At 44.3% G+C, this 20,941-nt stretch carries 17 protein-coding genes and 5 tRNA genes; 2 read left to right on the top strand and 20 right to left on the bottom strand.

From position 1 onward, the window contains the following. Nucleotides 1–10: 10 nt before the first annotated feature. The 4 genes from O4M77_RS01215 to O4M77_RS01200 all read right to left on the bottom strand — a co-directional run bounded on the left by O4M77_RS01215 (nucleotide 11) and on the right by O4M77_RS01200 (nucleotide 3,846). Nucleotides 11–355, bottom strand: coding sequence for a lysozyme inhibitor LprI family protein (locus tag O4M77_RS01215; protein ID WP_034170983.1), 345 nt, complete (start codon nucleotides 353–355; stop codon nucleotides 11–13). A gap of 175 nt (nucleotides 356–530) precedes the next feature. Continuing rightward, nucleotides 531–1,166: an OmpW/AlkL family protein gene (locus O4M77_RS01210; protein ID WP_323713698.1), complete on the bottom strand. Its 636-nt coding sequence runs from the start codon at nucleotides 1,164–1,166 to the stop codon at nucleotides 531–533. A gap of 332 nt (nucleotides 1,167–1,498) precedes the next feature. Then, on the bottom strand, nucleotides 1,499–2,866 hold the full coding sequence (locus O4M77_RS01205; protein WP_323713697.1) for a Na+/H+ antiporter family protein: 1,368 nt from the start codon (nucleotides 2,864–2,866) through the stop codon (nucleotides 1,499–1,501). A gap of 98 nt (nucleotides 2,867–2,964) precedes the next feature. Further along, a complete protein-coding gene (locus O4M77_RS01200; RefSeq protein WP_323713696.1) occupies nucleotides 2,965–3,846 on the bottom strand; it encodes an alpha/beta fold hydrolase in 882 nt (293 codons plus the stop codon). A gap of 117 nt (nucleotides 3,847–3,963) precedes the next feature. Between O4M77_RS01200 and O4M77_RS01195 the strand changes: the two genes are divergently transcribed. Next, nucleotides 3,964–4,458, top strand: coding sequence for a DUF4442 domain-containing protein (locus tag O4M77_RS01195; protein ID WP_159123442.1), 495 nt, complete (start codon nucleotides 3,964–3,966; stop codon nucleotides 4,456–4,458). A 67-nt stretch (nucleotides 4,459–4,525) separates the two neighbouring features. On the opposite strand, the gene O4M77_RS01190 is transcribed toward O4M77_RS01195, so the two are convergent. From O4M77_RS01190 to rpoB, 3 genes are all read right to left on the bottom strand, one after another. Next, on the bottom strand, nucleotides 4,526–4,891 hold the full coding sequence (locus O4M77_RS01190) for a DNA transfer protein p32 (protein WP_034170980.1): 366 nt from the start codon (nucleotides 4,889–4,891) through the stop codon (nucleotides 4,526–4,528). A 260-nt stretch (nucleotides 4,892–5,151) separates the two neighbouring features. Further along, nucleotides 5,152–9,351: a DNA-directed RNA polymerase subunit beta' gene (gene rpoC / locus O4M77_RS01185; RefSeq protein ID WP_284880093.1), complete on the bottom strand. Its 4,200-nt coding sequence runs from the start codon at nucleotides 9,349–9,351 to the stop codon at nucleotides 5,152–5,154. A gap of 158 nt (nucleotides 9,352–9,509) precedes the next feature. Further along, the gene (rpoB, locus tag O4M77_RS01180; protein WP_004781674.1) at nucleotides 9,510–13,598 is read right to left on the bottom strand and encodes a DNA-directed RNA polymerase subunit beta; all 4,089 of its coding nucleotides are present in this window, start codon (nucleotides 13,596–13,598) and stop codon (nucleotides 9,510–9,512) included. Between rpoB and O4M77_RS01175 the strand changes: the two genes are divergently transcribed. Beyond that, complete coding sequence (locus O4M77_RS01175) at nucleotides 13,592–13,843, top strand: hypothetical protein (RefSeq protein ID WP_034170979.1); 252 nt, start codon at nucleotides 13,592–13,594, stop codon at nucleotides 13,841–13,843. The genes rpoB and O4M77_RS01175 overlap by 7 nt on opposite strands. Before the next feature lie 63 nt (nucleotides 13,844–13,906). Here the strand turns inward: O4M77_RS01175 and rplL are convergent, their stop codons facing one another. The 13 genes from rplL to trpE all read right to left on the bottom strand — a co-directional run bounded on the left by rplL (nucleotide 13,907) and on the right by trpE (nucleotide 20,917). Then, nucleotides 13,907–14,275, bottom strand: coding sequence for a 50S ribosomal protein L7/L12 (rplL, locus tag O4M77_RS01170; RefSeq protein WP_159123444.1), 369 nt, complete (start codon nucleotides 14,273–14,275; stop codon nucleotides 13,907–13,909). A 48-nt stretch (nucleotides 14,276–14,323) separates the two neighbouring features. Further along, nucleotides 14,324–14,830: a 50S ribosomal protein L10 gene (gene rplJ, locus O4M77_RS01165; RefSeq protein ID WP_004781671.1), complete on the bottom strand. Its 507-nt coding sequence runs from the start codon at nucleotides 14,828–14,830 to the stop codon at nucleotides 14,324–14,326. Between the two features lie 306 nt (nucleotides 14,831–15,136). Then, nucleotides 15,137–15,832 carry a 50S ribosomal protein L1 gene (gene rplA / locus O4M77_RS01160; protein ID WP_004781669.1) on the bottom strand — a complete coding sequence of 232 codons (696 nt, stop codon included), beginning with the start codon at nucleotides 15,830–15,832 and terminating at the stop codon, nucleotides 15,137–15,139. A 3-nt stretch (nucleotides 15,833–15,835) separates the two neighbouring features. Beyond that, nucleotides 15,836–16,264, bottom strand: coding sequence for a 50S ribosomal protein L11 (gene rplK, locus O4M77_RS01155; RefSeq protein WP_004781668.1), 429 nt, complete (start codon nucleotides 16,262–16,264; stop codon nucleotides 15,836–15,838). A gap of 117 nt (nucleotides 16,265–16,381) precedes the next feature. Beyond that, nucleotides 16,382–16,915, bottom strand: a complete 534-nt coding sequence (gene nusG, locus O4M77_RS01150) for a transcription termination/antitermination protein NusG (protein ID WP_005232530.1) — start codon at nucleotides 16,913–16,915, stop codon at nucleotides 16,382–16,384. 7 nt (nucleotides 16,916–16,922) lie between these two features. Beyond that, on the bottom strand, nucleotides 16,923–17,363 hold the full coding sequence (gene secE, locus O4M77_RS01145; protein ID WP_179991968.1) for a preprotein translocase subunit SecE: 441 nt from the start codon (nucleotides 17,361–17,363) through the stop codon (nucleotides 16,923–16,925). 75 nt (nucleotides 17,364–17,438) lie between these two features. Beyond that, nucleotides 17,439–17,514: transfer RNA gene (locus O4M77_RS01140), tRNA-Trp, on the bottom strand. A 46-nt stretch (nucleotides 17,515–17,560) separates the two neighbouring features. Next, nucleotides 17,561–18,751 carry an elongation factor Tu gene (tuf, locus tag O4M77_RS01135; protein ID WP_179991967.1) on the bottom strand — a complete coding sequence of 397 codons (1,191 nt, stop codon included), beginning with the start codon at nucleotides 18,749–18,751 and terminating at the stop codon, nucleotides 17,561–17,563. A 151-nt stretch (nucleotides 18,752–18,902) separates the two neighbouring features. Further along, a tRNA-Thr gene (locus O4M77_RS01130) sits at nucleotides 18,903–18,977 on the bottom strand. 21 nt (nucleotides 18,978–18,998) lie between these two features. Continuing rightward, nucleotides 18,999–19,074: transfer RNA gene (locus O4M77_RS01125), tRNA-Gly, on the bottom strand. A gap of 36 nt (nucleotides 19,075–19,110) precedes the next feature. After that, nucleotides 19,111–19,194, bottom strand: a tRNA-Tyr gene (locus O4M77_RS01120). Nucleotides 19,195–19,249: 55 nt separating this feature from the next. Further along, nucleotides 19,250–19,325 (bottom strand) — tRNA-Thr (locus O4M77_RS01115). Between the two features lie 98 nt (nucleotides 19,326–19,423). Next, nucleotides 19,424–20,917, bottom strand: coding sequence for an anthranilate synthase component I (gene trpE, locus O4M77_RS01110; RefSeq protein ID WP_179991966.1), 1,494 nt, complete (start codon nucleotides 20,915–20,917; stop codon nucleotides 19,424–19,426). Nucleotides 20,918–20,941 lie beyond the last annotated feature (24 nt).

The following is a 20,941-nucleotide window of genomic DNA, read 5'->3' as shown; positions in this document are numbered from 1 at the left end:
TGGATAAGACTTAATAAGGTCCCATCTTATAGATACGATCAAAATGCAGATCCAGCTGCTGCTGACGCATATTATAGACCTGACTCAAGCAGGATACAGATTCCTGACAGCGGTCACGAAATTGTAGCCATTTCACCTGATCGCGTTGAATCACCGAACGTGTTCCCATCGGCACCATACGGCGCAAGATGTTATAGCTGGTACTCATTTTGACATCAGCGTCATTCAGCAAACGATGTTCACAAATTGTTTTCTCAGTCGCGGTTGTCGCTTTCTGACAATTAAAACTGGCAGCATAACTCTGTGAAATAAACAACGTGCTGAAGATCAAAAGACTCTTCGACAAAAAACTCATGCTTTGATCTTCCTTATTATTAAGTCGTATTCAATTAATATTTACTTTATTCGTTTTAATATATTTGAGTATTGCCAATTTGCTCAATTTCAATACGTTATAAATCGTTGTTATTTTGAAAAAAAGCCCCATTCAGGATGAGGCTTTTGGAAAAAGTGAACCAAAAAATTGGAGCTTAGAATTTATAGCTATAACCGATTGTATACACCCAAGGATCGATTCCAAATTCACCTAAATTAATTTTTGTCCCATCAGCAGTCTTTGCTTCCAGATCTGTATCTAAGTCTGCATAACGTGCATCAACAAAGACACCCCAGTTTTTTGCATCCGCTGGCTGAAAGTTAAAGCCGACTTGGCCAGCTACCCCATAAGCAACATCTGCATCAAGCTTTGCTACATCTAATGCGTCTTTTGCAGTTTGGCTAAATTCTTCATCCCATGGAATGAATACTGTAGCACCTACACCGATATATGGAGTAAAGCGACTTGAATTTTTAAAATTATATTTGGCTGTAATCGTGGGTGGTAGATGTTTTAATGATGCAATTTTCACATCACCCGCCATCTCAACATCATGTTTAAATGGGGTAGCCAATAATAATTCGGCTGAAATGTTGTCATTGAAGAAATATTCGACTGAAGGAGTAAAATTGAGTTCGCTACTTGCTTTAGCATCTTCAACTACACCAGCAATCAGGTCAGTTTCCTGAGTAGGTGCTAATACAGAAGCCCCCACTTTCACTTGCCATTGCCCTGCCATCGCAGATGCTGAAAGACCCATTAATGCAATTAGAGCTATTTGCTTTAACATTTTAAAATACCCCAAGGGAAGAATAATTATTAAGAAAATATTTCTTAATTAATAATAAACATGGCTTAAATTAATATGCAATAGAGATTATAAAACTAAATTTTATTTATTATTTAAGTATATGTAATTATTAATTATTTATTTTAAATTGACTATATTGGTTGGTTTTAAATACCCAGTAATTTAATCAGATTAAAATAATAATATTCAGAGTAAAATAATCAGGTTTATATTAATTTTTTATTTAAATATATATTTTAAATACATCTTATAATTTATTTTAAATCTAGGCAAATCTGCTCCGATTTATATCAGAGCAGATTAAAAAGGACTTACAGAACCATGGCTGCAATCCAGCCAAAAATGATAAGCGGAATATTAAAATGAATGAAGGTTGGAATCACACTATCCTTCATATGGTCATGCTGACCATCCATATTCAGACCGGATGTTGGGCCTAAAGTTGAATCTGATGCTGGAGAGCCGGCATCACCCAAAGCAGCCGCAGTCCCAATGATCGCAATAGTTGCGGCAGGACTAAAACCAAATTGAATACAGAGCGGTACATAAATAATCGCCAGAATCGGAATGGTAGAGAATGATGAACCGATACCCAAAGTAATCAGCAGACCAATCAACAACATTAAAAAGGCGGCAAGTGCCTGGCTATTACCAATCCAGTCAACCGACGCTTCAACCAGCGCAGGAACCTGTCCTGTTGCCTCAATCACGGCAGCAAAACCTTGCGCGGCAATCATGATAAAGCCAACCAGGGCCATCATACGCATACCGGTGATGATCACATCATCTGCTTCTTTCCATTTAAAGATTCCGGCACAACTCAAGATTGCGACACCGACCAGACCGGCAAGAATCATGGAATCTGAATAGAGCTGTACCACAAGAGTTGCAATCACCGCGATCGCTGCCATCCAGATGGTCAGTTTGGCAATTTGCGGTTTCGCTGATTTTTGTTCTACACCCAGTTCAGCAGAGATACTTTGCTGCTGTTCCACATGGATATCTTTATAGAGACGCGGCTTACGGTAGCTGATAAACATGGCCACCAGCAAACCCACGAACATACCTGAGACCGGAATCGCCATCGCAGCGGGAATCTGGTCATAAGTAATCTCAAAGCCATAAGGTTTACCAAAGGTATTGATGTTATGGCCCAGAATATCATTCAGGAAGATGGCACCAAAACCGACTGGAACCAGCATATATGTTCCCACCAAACCAAAGGTCAGCAGACAGGCCACCAAACGGCGATCCAGCTTCAGATGGTTAAATACCAGCAATAACGGTGGAATCAGAACCGGAATAAAGGCGATGTGCACTGGAATCACGTTTTGCGAGAAAACGGCAGCCAATGCGACGGTACAGAAGATCAGATATTTAACCTTGTTCTGTGCCTTTTCTGATGCCTCACCTTTTAAAGTGGTGATCATTTTATAGGCCAGCAAGTCGGGCAAACCGGAACGTGCCAAGGCCAAAGCAAAAGCACCCAAGATGCCATAAGCTAAGGCAATTTTAGCGCCACCGCCCAGACCATTGTTAAATGCGTCTAAAGTTCCTTGGAGGCCAAGACCCGCCAGCAAACCACCCGTAACAGCACCAATGACCAGGGCAAAAACCACAGGTACACGTGCCAATGAGAGTCCAAACATGACTCCAATAGCAACAAGAATTGCGAACATAATGAATTGGGAATGAGAGAAAATGGCTATTTTATCAGAAAATCCGGATAAAAATTCTTCCACTTATCCCTTGCCGAGTCACATTCCCAATCTCCGTATCAAGTGGCCGCTGTTAATTTTTGCTGAATAAAATTATGAATCAGATGAGCCACCTGTTCCGGTTGGCTCAAAATTGCCCAGTGATTGGCATTCAGTTCTACCTGGGAAAAATCTTCTACCCATTTTGGCATTTCATTAATCAGATCCGGGCCAACAAACTGGTCCTTCTTGAGCACAATTGCCTGTACCGGACAGACCGCAAAACGCTGTCTAGGCCGAGATAAACGTGGTAGAAAGTTCGCCCGATACAGATTGACGCCATATTTGCCGTCTTTGACAATATTCTGGTTTAGCGGCAGATTATCCTGCTGTTCCAGCTGACTGATCATTTTGCCCCAACGTTCTGCATTAAAGAAATTCCATGCTGTAGGTGCTATAAAAGGTAGCTGGAATACCGCGATATACCAAGACTTGGTCATCTGTTTAAAAAACTTGGCCTTATACTGTTTAAACTGTTCACGCATCCAGAAAGCAGCATGATCCAGACATGGACCTGACATGGTGCTAAAAGACAAAATCCGGCCTTTAAATTTAGGTTCGGTGACTGCTTCCCAAGCCTGGATTGACCCCCAGTCATGAGCCGCAAAGTGGAAAGCTCGTCCTGGCAAGACCTGATCGACCACTTGCTCTAAATCTGCACACAGACGTTCCAAACGATAGTCCTTAATTTTTTTGGGAACGCTGGAGTCTCCTGCTCCGCGCACATCATAGGTCACCACAAAATAATCCTGAACGAGGTGAGAAATCACCGCTTCCCAAACATCCTGATGGTCAGGATAACCATGAACCAGCACCAAAGCCGGTCGCTCAGGCTCACCCCAGGTTTTCACATAGAGACGTTGATGATCGCTGGTATCTACCCACTGGCTATGTCTTTGCATAGATGTATCCTTATTCGCTGATTGACTCTTTTATTGTTGAAATAGGCACGATTTATCAATGCCAGCTTATTTTTGTTGTTCTAGTATGCATACAAGACCAGAAAAAAGAATATCCGCATGAGCCTATTACGAAAAATTCAGCAACTGCCTTTGTTATCCAAATTTATCCTGAATCGCTATGCCCCTTATCGTGGAGCAGGCATTGTCATTGATGAAATGGACTTTGCCAATTATCACGTTCGCGTGAAAATGCCACTGACTCGCAAGAATCAGAATATTGTGGGAGTACATTTTGGTGGCAGCCTGTATTCCATGGTCGACCCTTTTTATATGTTATTGCTGATGCATCATCTTGGTCCGAAATACATTGTTTGGGATAAAAGCTCTACCATTCAGTTTCTGGCGCCAGGACGCGGAACAGTCTATGCTGACATCCGGATTTCCAAGCAGGAAGTACAAACAGTAAAAGAACTGGCAGCTAACCATAGTCCGGTTTATCGCCAGTATCAGCTTAATATTTATGATGATTCCGGTGTGCGTATCGCTGAGGTACAAAAGACCGTTTATATCCGCCTTAAACAGAGCAAAGGCAAGCCTCGAGAAGCTAAATAACGAAATTGAATAAACTAAAAGCGCCATTGAGGCGCTTTTAAATCGATCTGGAGGATAGTTCTGTCGATTAACGACGACGGTTATTCTGTTCGATCGCTGCACCAGCACCACCACCGATGGCACCACCAATTGCAGCCCCACCTGTACCGCCAAAGATGCTTTTACCCACTGCAGAACCTACAGCACCACCGACACCACTATAGGTCGCATTACGGTTTGAACCACCTTGAGCTTTACTACCGACTGCTGCACCGGCACCACCGCCAACTGCTGCACCAACACCACCACCTACTCTGTTACCTACACCACCACCCACTGCACCACCGAGCGCAGCTGCGCCAATACGCTGATCTTTAGCAGACATATTTTCACAGCCTGCCAACATAAAAGTGGAGATAGTTGCAACAGCCATTACGCTCATTAACTTTTTCATGATCTTGGCCTTCCTTCGTGCTTTGACTTAAGATTAACCTGATTTTAAGGAGCGATTCATAACAAGATGTTAAATCTTGAAACCCTCATGATTTATTTTGTAAAGAGCGCATGAAAGATCATGTTTTATTGATGATTTCTCCATATTTAGGACAAGTAACCACCAGATAATCTGATCTTTTCTAGCGATATAAATATGAATAATTTTAGGAAATAAAAAAGCCACCCGAAGGTGGCTTTTTAAAATGATTTAGCGGCTAATTACAGACCGTTAAATTCATCGCTGAATGCTTGGCTCAACGCCTGGTCTACATCAGAGAAGTCATTGTGCAATTCAAATTCTGCAGCTTCTGCTTCCTGACGACGACGCTCTAAGTGGTAAGCCAGGCCTGTACCCGCTGGGATCAGACGACCTACAACTACGTTTTCTTTCAGACCGCGTAAATCATCTTCTTTACCTGTTACAGCCGCTTCAGTTAACACACGAGTGGTTTCCTGGAACGATGCAGCAGAGATGAACGAGTCAGTAGAAAGCGACGCTTTGGTAATACCCATCAATTGACGTTCAAACTTCGCAGGGAACTTGTTCTGCGCAAGAACAGCTTGGTTCTCTTGCATCACACGGATGTAATCCACTTGTTCACCTTTGATAAAGCTTGTATCGCCACCGTCAGTGATGTCCACTTTACGCAGCATTTGACGTACGATCACTTCAATATGCTTGTCGTTGATTTTTACACCTTGCAGACGGTAAACGTCCTGAACTTCGTTCACGATGTAGTTAGTCAACGCCACTTCACCTTTCAAACGTAAGATGTCATGCGGGTTCTGTGGACCATCAGAAATAGTTTCACCACGGTTCACATGTTCGCCTTCGAACACGTTAATGGTACGCCATTTCGGAATCAGCTCTTCGTAGATCTCAGAACCATCATCCGGAGTAATCACCAGACGGTTTTTACCTTTGGTCTCTTTACCGAAACTTACAACACCTGAAACTTCTGCAAGGATTGCATGTTCTTTCGGTTTACGCGCTTCGAACAAGTCAGCAACACGTGGCAGACCACCGGTAATATCACGAGTACGTGAAGATTCTTGTGGTACACGACCAATTACGTCACCCACACCAATTGTTTCGCCATCACGGACAGAAAGAATGGTGTTTTGTGGCAAGAAGTAGAACTGTTCACCGCCGTCTAGTGTGTCAAGCACAACAGCTGGACGTAAATCTTTACCAGAAGCAGGACGTGCTGTTACAGGTAAGATTTCAACAGTGGTCATACCAGTTGCATCATCAGTTTTCGATGTTGCAGTTACACCATCAGCAATCTGGCTGAAGCGAACTTTACCAGCTACTTCTGTAACCAGTGGATGTGTATGCGGATCCCAAGTCGCTACGATACCGCCTGCTTCTACAGCTTCACCATCTTTCAGCAAGATAGACGCACCATATGGCAGTTTGTAACGTTCACGTTCACGGCCTAAGTCATCTGCAATACCGATTTCACCTGAACGTGAAGTTGATACCAAGTGACCTTTGGCATGTTGTACAGTTTTTACGTTATGGAAACGTACAGTACCTTTATTACGGACTTGTACGCTGTTTGCAGCAGAAGTTCGGCTCGCAGCACCACCTACGTGGAAGGTACGCATGGTTAACTGTGTACCCGGCTCACCAATTGACTGAGCAGCCATAACACCCACAGATTCACCTGGGTTTACCAAGTGACCGCGTGCAAGGTCACGACCGTAACATTTCGCACAAACACCGAAAGTAGATTCACAAGATACGACTGAACGTACTTTAACTTCATCGACACCTTGCTCTTCCAGGTAGTTTGCAAGTTTTTCGTCGATCAATGTGTTACGCGGCAGAATAACTTCTTCAGTACCAGCACGTTTCACATCTTCAGCAACTACACGACCTAGTACTCGAGTACCCAGGTTCTCGATCACGTCACCGCCTTGAATGAACGGAGTCATGACAAGACCAGACAACGTACCACAATCCGGCTCAGTGATGACCAAGTCTTGCGCAACGTCTACCAGACGACGAGTCAGGTAACCAGAGTTCGCTGTTTTCAGTGCTGTATCGGCCAAACCTTTACGCGCACCGTGTGTTGAAATGAAGTACTGAAGTACTGTCAAACCTTCACGGAAGTTCGCTTTAATTGGTGTCTCAATGATCGAACCATCCGGTTTCGCCATCAGACCACGCATACCAGCCAACTGACGAATCTGAGCTGCAGAACCACGGGCACCAGAGTCAGACATCATGTAGATGCTGTTGAATGATTTCTGTTTCTCGTCCTCACCCTGTTTGTTCTTAACAGTCGTGAATGACAAGTTATCCATCATCGCTTTCGCTACCTGGTCGTTAGTACGCGCCCAGATATCGACAACTTTGTTATAACGTTCGCCGGCAGTTACGAAACCTTGTTCGAACTGTTGTTCAATTTCACGAACTTCAGCTTCGGCTTTCCCGATAATCGCTTGTTTTTGTGGTGGAATGACCATGTCTTCCATACCTACAGAAACACCAGAACGAGTCGCTTGACGGAAGCCAAGGTACATCAATTGGTCAGCGAAGATAACAGTGTCTTTCAGACCCAGTTTACGGTAGCAAGAGTTGATTAACTTAGAGATGTTCTTTTTAGTCATCTCAACGTTAATTTGCTGGAAGTCCATACCTTCAGGCACAACTTCCCAAAGCAGACAGCGACCAGGAGTTGTATCTACGATAATCGTTTGCTGTTCACGTTCGCCGTTTTCGTTGATCACGGTTTGGTGTACACGTGCTTTCACGCGAGCGTGCATATCCACCTGACCAGTCGCAAGCGCACGGTTCACTTCGTCAGTGTCCGCAAACACCATGCCTTCACCTTTGGCATTTACCGCATCACGAGTGATGTAGTAAAGACCCAAGACAACATCCTGAGACGGTACGATGATTGGCTCACCGTTCGCTGGAGACAGAATGTTGTTGGTCGACATCATTAACGCACGAGCTTCTAACTGAGCTTCAAGTGTTAATGGTACGTGTACCGCCATTTGGTCACCATCGAAGTCGGCGTTGAACGCAGCACATACGAGCGGGTGAAGACGGATCGCTTTACCTTCAATTAGGATAGGTTCGAATGCTTGAAGACCTAGACGGTGAAGTGTTGGCGCACGGTTCAACATCACTGGATGTTGACGAATCACAGATGCTAGAACGTCCCAAACTTCTGGAGTTTCGCGCTCAACCATTTTCTTCGCAGCTTTAATGGTTGTAGCCTGACCAGATGCTTGCAGTTTCGCAAAGATAAATGGCTTGAACAGCTCAAGCGCCATTTTCTTAGGAAGACCACATTGGTGTAAACGCAGGCTTGGACCTACGGTAATTACCGAACGACCAGAGTAATCGACACGTTTACCCAACAAGTTCTGACGGAAACGACCTTGTTTACCTTTGATCATATCTGCCAAAGATTTAAGCGGACGTTTGTTAGAACCAGTAATTGCACGACCACGACGACCGTTATCCAGCAATGCATCTACAGATTCTTGCAACATACGTTTTTCGTTACGTACGATGATGTCTGGAGCCGCAAGGTCAAGAAGACGTTTTAAACGGTTGTTACGGTTGATCACACGACGGTAAAGGTCGTTCAGGTCAGAAGTCGCGAAACGACCACCTTCAAGTGGTACAAGCGGACGAAGATCTGGTGGAAGTACAGGAAGTACGTTCATCACCATCCATTCTGGCTTGTTGTTCGAATCGTTGAATGCTTCCATCAATTTCAGACGTTTAGAGGCTTTTTTAAGCTTAGTTTCTGAAGTTGTGTTAGGGATTTCTTCACGAAGACGCGCAATTTCAGCTTCAAGATCGATATCTTTAAGCAAGTCTTGAACCGCTTCTGCACCCATTTTCGCAGTGAATTCATCACCGTGTTCTTCTAACGCATTGAAGTATTCTTCATCGTTCAGAAGTTGGTATTTCTCAAATGGAGTCATACCTGGGTCAGTTACGACATAAGATTCGAAATACAATACGCGTTCGATATCACGTAGCGTCATATCTAATAAAAGACCGATACGGCTAGGCAATGATTTCAGGAACCAGATGTGTGCAACTGGAGACGCAAGCTCAATGTGACCCATACGTTCACGACGAACTTTCGCAGTTGTTACTTCAACGCCACATTTTTCACAAATGACGCCTTTGTATTTCATACGCTTGTATTTACCACACAAGCATTCGTAATCTTTTACTGGACCAAAGATTTTGGCACAGAACAGACCGTCACGTTCTGGTTTGAACGTACGGTAGTTAATGGTTTCTGGCTTTTTAACTTCACCATGAGACCACGACTTAATCATTTCTGGTGACGCAAGACCAATACGGATACGATCAAACTCTACTGGAGCATGACCGTCGGAATCCGTCTTTTTGCGCATGATATCGAGCAAGTCTTTCAATTTTTTTCTCCGTGTGTCGAGGAGATTTTCACTTCCCGACTGGGTCACAAATATTGTTTTTTACTGAAATTCGGGAATCTCAAAAATCCCCCTAAATCCCCCTTTATAAAGGGGGGACTTTCTCCCCTCTTTCTTAAAGAGGGGTCGGGGGAGATTTCTTAGTCACCATTTTTCAGTTCAATGTTGATACCTAAAGAACGGATCTCTTTGGTCAATACGTTGAACGATTCAGGCATACCTGGGTCCATATAATGGTTACCATCTACAATGTTCTTATAGATACGGGTACGGCCTTCAACGTCATCCGACTTCACAGTAAGCATTTCTTGAAGCGTATATGCTGCACCGTATGCTTCCAGTGCCCAGACTTCCATCTCACCGAAACGCTGACCACCGAATTGTGCTTTACCACCAAGCGGCTGTTGCGTTACTAGAGAGTAAGAACCAGTAGAACGCGCATGCATCTTGTCGTCAACCAAGTGGTTCAGTTTCAGCATGTACATGTAACCTACAGTTACAGGACGGTCGAAACGTTCACCAGTACGACCATCATACAATACAGTTTGACCCGTACGTGACAAGCCAGCAAGCTCAAGTAATTCTTTGATCTGACCTTCTTCAGCACCATCAAATACTGGAGTTGCCAGAGGAACACCTTTACGCAAGTTACCAGACAGTTTCAAGATTTCTTCATCAGTCAGGCTGTCAAGATCTTCTTGCTGACCGCCAACCTTATTATAAATCTTGTCTAGGAAATCACGCAGTTCAAGAACTGTACGCTGTTCTTTCAGCATCTTGTCGATTTGATCGCCAAGACCTTTAGCAGCCATACCCAAGTGAGTTTCAAGAATCTGACCCACGTTCATACGTGATGGTACACCGAGCGGGTTCAGTACGATATCTACTGGTACACCATTGGCATCGTGCGGCATGTCTTCAACAGGCAGGATGTTAGATACCACACCCTTGTTACCGTGACGACCCGCCATCTTATCACCAGGCTGAATACGACGTTTAACTGCCAGGTAAACCTTAACAACTTTCAATACGCCAGTTGTCAGTTCATCACCTGTAGAAAGTTTGCGTTTTTTCTCAGCAAATTTCTCATCAATTTCAAGGCTCTTCTCTTTCAAAAACACTTGAATTTGAGTTAAACGTTCAGCAATTGCTTCATCACTTGGTTGGATATCAAGCAGATCTACAAGTTCTAAACCAGATAACAATTCTTCAGACAGTTTGTCACCGCGTTTAGTAGTACCGCCACCGTTTGATTCCTGACCTTTCAACAGACGTACAATACGTTCACGTGCTGCTTCTTCGAAGATTTTGTATTCTTCTTTCAAGTCTTTACGGTAAGCATCCAGCTGAGCTTTTTCAATTGCCTGAGCACGTTCGTCTTTCTCAAGACCGTCACGTGTAAACACTTGAACGTCGATCACAGTACCTTTAGTACCCGATGGAACACGTAAAGAAGAGTCTTTTACGTCAGCCGCTTTTTCACCGAAGATTGCACGAAGCAGTTTTTCTTCAGGAGTTAACTGAGTTTCACCTTTAGGCGTTACTTTACCTACCAGGATGTCACCCGCGGTCACTTCAGCACCGATGTAAACGATACCTGACTCGTCCAGTTTAGAAAGCGCTGCTTCACCCACGTTCGGGATATCGGCAGTAATTTCTTCAGCACCCAGTTTGGTATCACGTGCAACACATGAAAGTTCCTGGATGTGAATAGACGTTAAACGGTCTTCTTGAAGAACACGCTCAGATAACAAGATCGAGTCTTCGTAGTTGTAACCGTTCCAAGTCATGAACGCTACACGCATGTTTTGACCCAATGCTAGCTCACCACCATCAGTTGATGGACCGTCAGCCAGAACGTCGCCACGACCTACTTTATCGCCCAGGTTCACAAGAACTTTCTGGTTGATACAAGTGTTCTGGTTAGAACGTGTGTATTTGATCAGGTTATAGATATCTACACCTGCTTCGCCTGCAACCATTTCGTCTTCGTTGACACGAATCACGACACGCGAAGCGTCAACAAATTCAATACGACCACCACGTTTCGCGATTACACATACACCAGAGTCATGTGCTACGTTCGCTTCCATACCGGTACCAACCAGTGGTTTGTCAGCGATTAACGTAGGAACAGCCTGACGTTGCATGTTCGAACCCATCAATGCACGGTTGGCGTCATCGTGCTCAAGGAACGGAATCAGTGATGCTGCTACAGATACAACCTGTTGAGCAGATACATCCATATGCGTCACTTTTTCAGGAGGCATACGTACGAATTCACCTTGGTGACGTACAGAAACGAATTCTTCAGACAGGTTGCCGTCTTTATCTACTGCAGAGTCGGCCTGTGCAATCACAGTACCTACTTCTTCAATCGCAGACAGGTATTCAACGTCATCAGTTACGCGGCCATCAACCACTTTACGGTATGGAGTTTCCAGGAAACCGAAGTTGTTACATTTGGCGTAAACAGACAGAGAGTTGATCAAACCAATGTTTGGACCTTCAGGAGTCTCAATTGGACATACACGACCATAGTGAGTTTGATGTACGTCACGTACTTCGAAGCCCGCACGTTCACGAGTCAAACCACCAGGCCCAAGTGCTGATACACGACGTTTGTGTGTAATTTCAGACAACGGATTGTTTTGGTCCATGAACTGAGACAACTGGCTTGAACCAAAGAATTCTTTGATTGCAGCAGCCACTGGCTTCGCATTGATCAGGTCTTGCGGAGACAGATTATCAGTTTCAGCTTGAGACAAACGTTCTTTAACAGCACGTTCTACACGAACCAGACCTACACGGAATTGGTTCTCAGTCATTTCACCCACAGAACGAACACGACGGTTACCCAAGTGGTCGATATCGTCGACTTCACCTTTACCGTTACGGATTTCTACTAATGTTTTTAATACATCAGTGATATCTTCATTCGAGAGAATGCCTTCAACTTCGCGTGACTTCTGATCAGTACCCACTTCGTAAGGACGACCCAAACGACGGTTAAACTTCATACGGCCGACTGGAGACAGATCATAACGCTCAGAAGAGAAGAACAGGTTGTTGAACAGGTTCTCAGCAGCTTCTTTTGTTGGTGGCTCACCTGGACGCATGACTTTGTAGATTTCTACAAGTGCTTCATCACGGCTTACTGTGGTATCAGCACGTAATGTATCCGCAATGAATGGACCACGGTCGATATCGTTAGTGAACAGGATGTTGAACTGTTTCACGCCGCCTTCTGCAATTTTCACCATAATTTCATGGCTTAGAACAGTATTGGCTGCAATCACATCACCATCTTTCAGTGGGATGTCTTCAGCAGTGATACGTTCGTACAGGTATTCATCAGGAACAGAAAGCTTCTCAAGACCAGATGCTTCCATTTGACGTACATGACGTGCGTTAATACGTTTACCTTGTTCAACAATGACTTTGCCGTCTTTGTCAGCAATGTCGAACTGTGCCATTTCGCCGCGCAGGCGCTCTGGAACAAGGTCAATCTGGTAGCTACCCATGTCCAGATACACAGGTACTTTCTCGTAGAACATGTCGAGAATTTGTTCGTTGGCATAACCCAGCGCACGAAGCACCACAGTCGCAAGCAATTTACGACGACGGTCAATACGTACGTAGACCAGGTCTTTGGCATCGAATTCAAAGTCTAACCATGAACCACGGTAAGGAATGATACGAGCTGAATAAAGGACTTTACCGCTTGAGTGAGTTTTGCCTTTATCGTGGTCAAAGAATACGCCCGGTGAACGGTGCAATTGCGATACGATTACACGCTCGGTACCGTTAATGACGAAAGTACCGTTGTCTGTCATAAGCGGCATTTCGCCCATGTAGACTTCTTGTTCACGTACGTCTTTGATTGATTTAGTTTCGCGATCTTTCAGGATCAAACGAATTTTTACGCGCATTGGTGCTGCATAAGTTGAGCCACGAAGGATACATTCGCGTACATCAAACTCAGGCTTACCAAGACTATACTCAACGAATTCTAAAGCAGCATTGCCAGAATAACTTTCAATAGGAAAAACTGAACGAAATGCGGCTTGGAGACCGATATCTTCGCGGTTTTTTGGTGATTTGCCATCTTGTAAGAATGTTCTGTACGAGTCGACTTGAATCGCGAGCAGGTACGGAGCATCCATGACGCTAGGCAATTTACCAAAATTCTTACGGATCCGTTTCTTTTCGGTATATGAGTATGCCATCTGGAGTCCTCGGAAAGTGTAAACCAAGCCCGCCTGCAGAACGGGCTCAGAAGGAATTACGCTGGCCGATATGGCCACCACTCTTTACAAATGCTGCAATTTTTAGTGGTATTAAAACGCTTAACAATATTTTTTTAATGAAAAATATTGGTAAGCGTTTGTTCATTATGTTTATTTTTAATTTGTATGAATTTTATATCATGCAAACAAAAATCGAGCCGATTATTGTAACGCAAAAAGGCTGATGACCCAAGAGCCATCAGCCAATTTTTGGAGCCGATTATAAAAAAACCGGCTCCTTTAAGAAATTACTTAAGAGTAACTGTAGCACCAGCTTCTTCAAGTTTTTTCTTAAGCTCTTCGCCTTCTTCTTTAGAAACACCTTCTTTAAGAACTGTAGGTGCGCCTTCAACCATGTCTTTAGCTTCTTTCAAGCCAAGACCAGTAGCTTCACGAACTGCTTTAATTACAGCAACTTTGTTACCACCGAAAGAAGTCAACTCAACGTTGAATTCTGATTGTTCTTCAGCAGCAGCAGCAGCGCCAGGAGCAGCAGCAACAGCAACAGCAGCAGCAGATACGTTGAATTTCTCTTCGAAAGCAGAGATTAGTTCAACAAGTTCAAGAACAGTTTTTTCTGCAACTGCGTTTAGGATTTCTTCGTTAGTTAAAGCCATGAGAATAACTCCAAATGGAAATTGAATGGTGTGGAAATAAATTTAAGCTTATGCAGCTTCTGACTCGTTTTTCTCTTTGAGCGCAGTAATAAGGCGACCCAATTTCGAAATAGGAGCTTGAAGAACGTTTGCAAGCATAGTAAGCGCTTTTTCTTGGTTCGGAAGGTTCGCGATTACGCTAACTTCAGCACCTTCGTAAACTTTGCCATCAAATGCAGCAGCTTTAAGTTCGAATGCTTTGTTAGTTTTTGCGAATTCTTCGAACAAGCGTGCAGCTGCACCCATGTCGTCTTCAGAAGTCGAGAAAGCTAAGATTGTTGGGCCAACAAGGCTGTCGTTCAAGATATTGAATTGAGTATCTTGAAGAGCGCGTTTAGCCAGAGTGTTACGCACGATACGTGTTTTAACACCTAGTTTACGAGCTTCAACACGAAGAGCAGTTAATTGCTCAACTGTTAAACCTTGGTAGTCAGCAACAACAGCGGCAAATGCAGTAGAAGCAATTTCACTTACTTCAGCTACGATCTGTTTTTTGCCTTCAATAAGAAGAGCCATTGTAAAACCTCCTAACGGTGATTTATGTGCCTGATCACAAGCACACTCCCAATTCGTGAATTCATCTCTGAAATCACACGCGGAGGATGAACAAATCACACCACCGCGTCTACGCAGGCTGGAGTATTAAAAGGAAAGCATAAAACTCCCCTCGCCTGAGGTCTTTGACGCTGATAAATTTACATTTATCAATTCAAAGTCTGCCTAAGTTCGCAAGTAGTCCGAAACCGGTTTCTTCTTGCGTAAGTTTTAAAGCAGTGCTTTAAAACTTACTCAGGGCTTTAAAATTCTGTATAAGTTTATAACTTATTTAGAAACGTTTGCTACATCAACGATCAGACCAGGACCCATAGTAGAGCTTAGAGTGATCTTTTGAATGTAAACACCTTTAGAAGTAGCAGGTTTTGCTTTCTTAAGGTCAGCTACAAGAGCTTCAACGTTTTGACGAACAGCTTCAGCAGAGAAACCTACTTGACCGATCGCAGCGTGGATAATACCTGCTTTGTCTACACGGTAACGCGCTTGACCAGCTTTTGCATTTTTAACTGCAGTCGCAACGTCAGGAGTTACAGTACCCACTTTAGGGTTTGGCATTAAGCCACGTGGACCAAGAATCGTACCCAGTTTACCAACAACGCGCATTGCATCAGGAGCAGCAATCACTACGTCGAAGTCAAGGTTTCCGCCTTGGATGCTTTCAGCAAGATCGTCGAAACCAACAACGTCTGCACCAGCTTCTTTCGCAGCTTCAGCAGCAGCGCCTTGAGCAAATACAGCTACGCGTACAGTTTTACCAGTACCTGCAGGAAGAGTAGTCGCGCCACGAACAACTTGATCAGATTTACGAGGGTCAACACCCAGGTTTACAGCGATGTCCAAAGATTCTTTGAATTTCGCAGCTGGAAGGCTAGTAAGAACTTCTACAGCTTCTTCTAAAGTGTAAACTTTCTGTGCTTCTACAGCAGCAGCAATGGCTTTTTGACGTTTAGTTAACTTTGCCATGTCTTATAGCTCCACTTCCAAGCCCATAGAACGTGCAGAACCAGCGATGGTACGTACACGCGCGTCTAAATCAGCACCAGTTAAGTCTGGTTCTTTAGTAGTCGCGATTTCTTCCAATTGAGCACGAGTCAACTTACCAACTTTAGTTTTGTTAGGTACAGAAGAACCCTTTTGGATACCAGCAGCTTTCTTAAGAAGAACAGCAGCAGGTGGAGTTTTCATGATGAATGTGAACGACTTGTCGTTGTACACAGTGATCACGACTGGAATTGGTAGACCAGCTTCAACTTTTTGTGTAGCAGCATTGAATTCTTTACAGAATGCCATGATGTTAACACCACGTTGACCTAGTGCAGGACCAATCGGTGGAGATGGATTCGCTTTACCAGCTGGAACTTGCAGCTTGATATAGCCGTCAATCTTCTTAGCCATTTCAAATTACCTCTGGGTGCAAACGCCGTTAGGCTCCCCAATGATTTCAAGTAACGATACCGTTACAACAACAATGCCTGATTTGCACGCAAATCAGGCGTTTTCAACCCGAACAAATTAAACTGTTTTTTCGACTTGGCGAAATTCCAGTTCAACCTGAGTTGGTCGGTTAAATACGTTAATCGTCAGCGTTAAGCGTGACTTGTCGTAAAGCACTTCTTCCACTACACCTTTAAAGTCAGTGAATGGACCGTCAATTACGAGTAATTCTTCACCTGGTTCAAACATGGTCTTAGGACGCGGTGCTTCACCAGTATTGCGTACACGTGCAAGAATTGCATCAGCTTCTTTTTGCGTAATTGGAGCCGGTTTTTCAGCCGTACCACCAATAAAACCAAGCACTTTTGGACACTCTTTCACGATGTGCCAAGTGTCATCGTTCATTTCCATTTCGACTAATACATAGCCAGGAAAGAACTTACGCTCTGATTTACGCTTCTTGCCATCCTTCATTTCTACCACTTCTTCGGTAGGAACAAGGACTTCACCAAAGCTATCGGCAACAGCGCTACGCTGGATTCGATCATTAAGCGAACGCATCACTTGTTTTTCATAACCTGAATAGGCATGAATAATGTACCAACGTTTCATAGCTCTCTTACCCGATAATAAACTTCATTAACCAGCCTAAAACATAGTCAAAGCACCATAGAACAATGGCTGCAATCACTACAACAGCAAGGACTTGCCAAGATGTGGTCACAGTCTCTTGTTTGGTAGGCCAGGTCACTCGACGTAACTCGATTCGTGCATCCTTAAGAAGACGAACAAAGCCTTTGCCTTGATGGGTGGCGTATAATAAACCGAATGCCACAACGATACAAGCCAAAATTACCCCAACGCGCACCCAAATATCATTCGCAGGCGCCCAGTATGCAGGTAAATATTGGTTTACCATCATAGCACCGACCAATAAAATCAAGGCGATAACCCATAGAACAATGTCTAATGGAGAACCAGAACTTACATCTACAGCAGGATTATTTCTTTGAGGAATTGCCGCTTCGCTTAATGCGTCGCGTGATTTATCATTCGACATTTTTGTACTCGTCGTAGGTTTCGCGACTTATTATATGACCAGTTTTGCCGACATCAAGCGTCTTTTGAAAAAACTTGGCAGGCCAGGAGGGACTCGAACCCCCAACATTCGGTTTTGGAGACCGACGCTCTACCAATTGAACTACTGGCCTGTAGATAAACTGGAGCCGAAACTCCAGCTTATTTTCTATTCTATGATTATGCAGTTACTTTAGCAACTACACCAGCACCAACTGTACGACCACCCTCACGGATCGCAAAACGTAGACCTGGGTCCATTGCGATTGGGTGAATTAGTTCTACTGACATTTCTACGTTGTCACCAGGCATAACCATTTCAACGCCTTCTTTCAAAGAAATCGCGCCAGTTACGTCAGTTGTACGGAAGTAGAACTGTGGACGGTAACCATTCAGGAATGGAGTGTGACGACCACCTTCGTCTTTAGAAAGTACGTATACTTCTGCATCGAATTTAGTGTGCGGTTTGATAGAACCTGGTTTAGCAAGTACTTGACCACGTTGTACGTCTTCACGTTTAGTACCACGAAGCAAGATACCACAGTTCTCACCAGCACGGCCTTCGTCAAGAAGTTTACGGAACATTTCAACGCCAGTTACAGTAGTCTTAACTGTGTCTTTGATACCCACGATTTCAACTTCTTCACCAACTTTGATGACACCAGTTTCTACACGGCCAGTTACTACTGTACCACGACCAGAAATTGAGAATACGTCTTCGATTGGCATCAAGAATGCTTGGTCGATTGCACGTTCTGGTTCTGGAATGTAAGAGTCAAGCGCTTCAACAAGAGCTACAACTGCATCTTCACCGTATTGACCAGCTTCACCGTTCAGTGCAGCAAGTGCTGAACCACGGATTACAGGAGTGTCATCACCTGGGAAGTCGTAAGTAGAAAGAAGTTCACGAACTTCCATTTCAACCAGTTCAAGAAGCTCTTCGTCGTCTACAAGGTCGCATTTGTTCAAGAATACAACGATGTAAGGTACACCTACCTGACGAGAAAGCAGGATGTGTTCACGAGTTTGTGGCATTGGACCGTCAGTCGCAGCACATACAAGGATCGCACCGTCCATCTGAGCAGCACCAGTAATCATGTTTTTAACATAATCGGCGTGGCCCGGGCAGTCTACGTGAGCATAGTGACGAGTTGGAGAATCGTATTCTACGTGTGAAGTATTAATTGTAATACCACGTGCTTTTTCTTCTGGTGCAGAGTCGATTGCAGCGTAGTCTTTCGCTTCACCACCGAATTTTTTAGCACATACAGTTGCAATCGCAGCTGTTAAAGTTGTTTTACCATGGTCAACGTGACCGATTGTGCCCACGTTAACGTGTGGCTTATTACGTTCAAACTTAGCCTTAGCCATGTTCATCTTCCTCGTTTACGTCGAACACAATTCTGAGTAAAACCCAGCTCCGACATATCGTTTAAAAAAAATCAAACACCAAATACTTGAAAAGCAGACTAAATAGCCTGCTTTTGAAATATTTTTGCAACCACGTTGCCAAACTGTAATCTGGAGCTCTTATCGAGATTTGAACTCGAGACCTCTCCCTTACCAAGGGAGTGCTCTACCACTGAGCTATAAGAGCAAATATTAGCACTTCAAACAATGGAGCGGGAGACGAGGATCGAACTCGCGACATGCAGCTTGGAAGGCTGCCGCTCTACCAACTGAGCTACTCCCGCACGATGTTGGTACTTACCACTTTGAAGTCTTAAAATTGGTGGTGAGGGAAGGATTCGAACCTTCGAAACTTTCGTAGCGGAGTTACAGTCCGCCCCCTTTGACCGCTCGGGAACCTCACCATTTTTACACTTACATCAGTGTCGTTCTTTACTTCGCACTCCAAACTCCCTAAGATGGTGCCGGCACACGGATTCGAACTGTGGACCTACTGATTACAAGTCAGTTGCTCTACCAACTGAGCTATGCCGGCGTTTCTTAGTGTTTCGTACGTTTCGTATCGGAACGGTGTGCAGTTTAGCAAAACTCAGAATCCATGCAAGTGTTTTTTTCAAAAAAAACGCCAAAAACTCACAAAATCAATCCGTTTGATGATAATTCAACCGCTTTGATCACTGCACGAGCTTTTATTTGGGTTTCATTCCATTCTGACTCAGGATTTGAGTCCGCAACCAGCCCTGCTCCCGCCTGAACATAGACCTTATTTTCACGAATCACGCAGGTACGAATCGCGATCGACATGTCCATTTCGCCATGCCAGCCTAAATAACCAACAGCGCCGCCAAAAATTCCGCGTTTCACTGGCTCAACTTCGTCAATAATTTCCATAGCACGGATTTTTGGTGCACCAGAAAGTGTTCCAGCCGGGAAAGTTGCCTTAAAAACATCCAGCGCATCCACATCATCCCGCACTTCACCTTGTACATTCGACACAATGTGCATCACATGCGAGTAACGTTCGATCACCATTTGATCAGTGACTTGCACTTTACCGATTTTGGATACTCGACCGACATCATTTCGGCCTAAGTCAATCAGCATTAAGTGCTCGGCAATTTCTTTTTCATCAGACAGTAAATCTTTTTCCAGTGCCAGATCTTCTTCTTTGGTCTTGCCACGTGGACGCGTACCCGCCAGTGGACGAACAGTCGCAATGCCATTTTCCAGACGAGAAAGAATTTCCGGTGAAGAGCCGACAATATGGAACGGCGTATTATTTTCTAGGGTCTGCCCTTGCACGAGGAACAGGTAAGGTGATGGATTAAGATGACGTAATGCGCGATAGACCTGTAAAGGCTCACCATCGAAATCAGAAACCATACGATGACCCGGCACGACCTGCATCACATCTCCGGCACGAATGTACTCTTTTACCTTTTCAATAGAGGCAATAAAGTTGTCATGTCCAGTTAAAGACTCAAAGTGCGGTGCTGTATGTTTTTCTGCTTTCAGGCTCACTGGTGTTGCCAGAATATTTTCCAGCTCATCCAGCTGCTGCTGCGCTTTCTCATAAGCTGCCTGATCCGCTGCATCGGCATGGACAATCAGGAACAGGGTATCTTTCAGATTATCGAATACGATGACGGTTTTGGACAGCATCATCCAGATATCTGGCAAGCCTACCGGATCAGCTTCAGGCACATTTTTTAGCTTAGGTTCGATATAACGTACTGAGTCATAACCAAAGTAACCGACAAGACCACCGGTAAAGCTTGGTAAGGCTGGAAGTTCTGCCTGGGTCGGTACTTTAAACTGTGCCTGAAAGTCACGGATATACTGGAATGGATCGGCACAGTGCTGTTTTTCAATAGAGCCATCTGGATGCTGAACAGTCAGTTCACCCGCATTACAGGAGAATACAGTCGATTCACCCAGGCCGATAATTGAATAGCGCGCCCAGTTTTCTCCCCCTTCCACAGATTCGAACAGATAAGCCTGTTGGTGCTGTTTTAGACGGGCAAAGATAGATAAAGGAGTATCGGTATCAGCCAGACGCTGGCGGTATACAGGAATCAGGTTGTAGCCTTGAGATGCAAGTTGCTGGAATTGAGCTGAAGTTGTCATTCGGTTTTTCTCTTTAAATTAGGG

It is taken from the genome of Acinetobacter sp. YWS30-1 (assembly GCF_033558715.1).
Classification (GTDB): domain Bacteria; phylum Pseudomonadota; class Gammaproteobacteria; order Pseudomonadales; family Moraxellaceae; genus Acinetobacter.
This window is presented reverse-complemented; position numbering and strand designations above follow the sequence as displayed.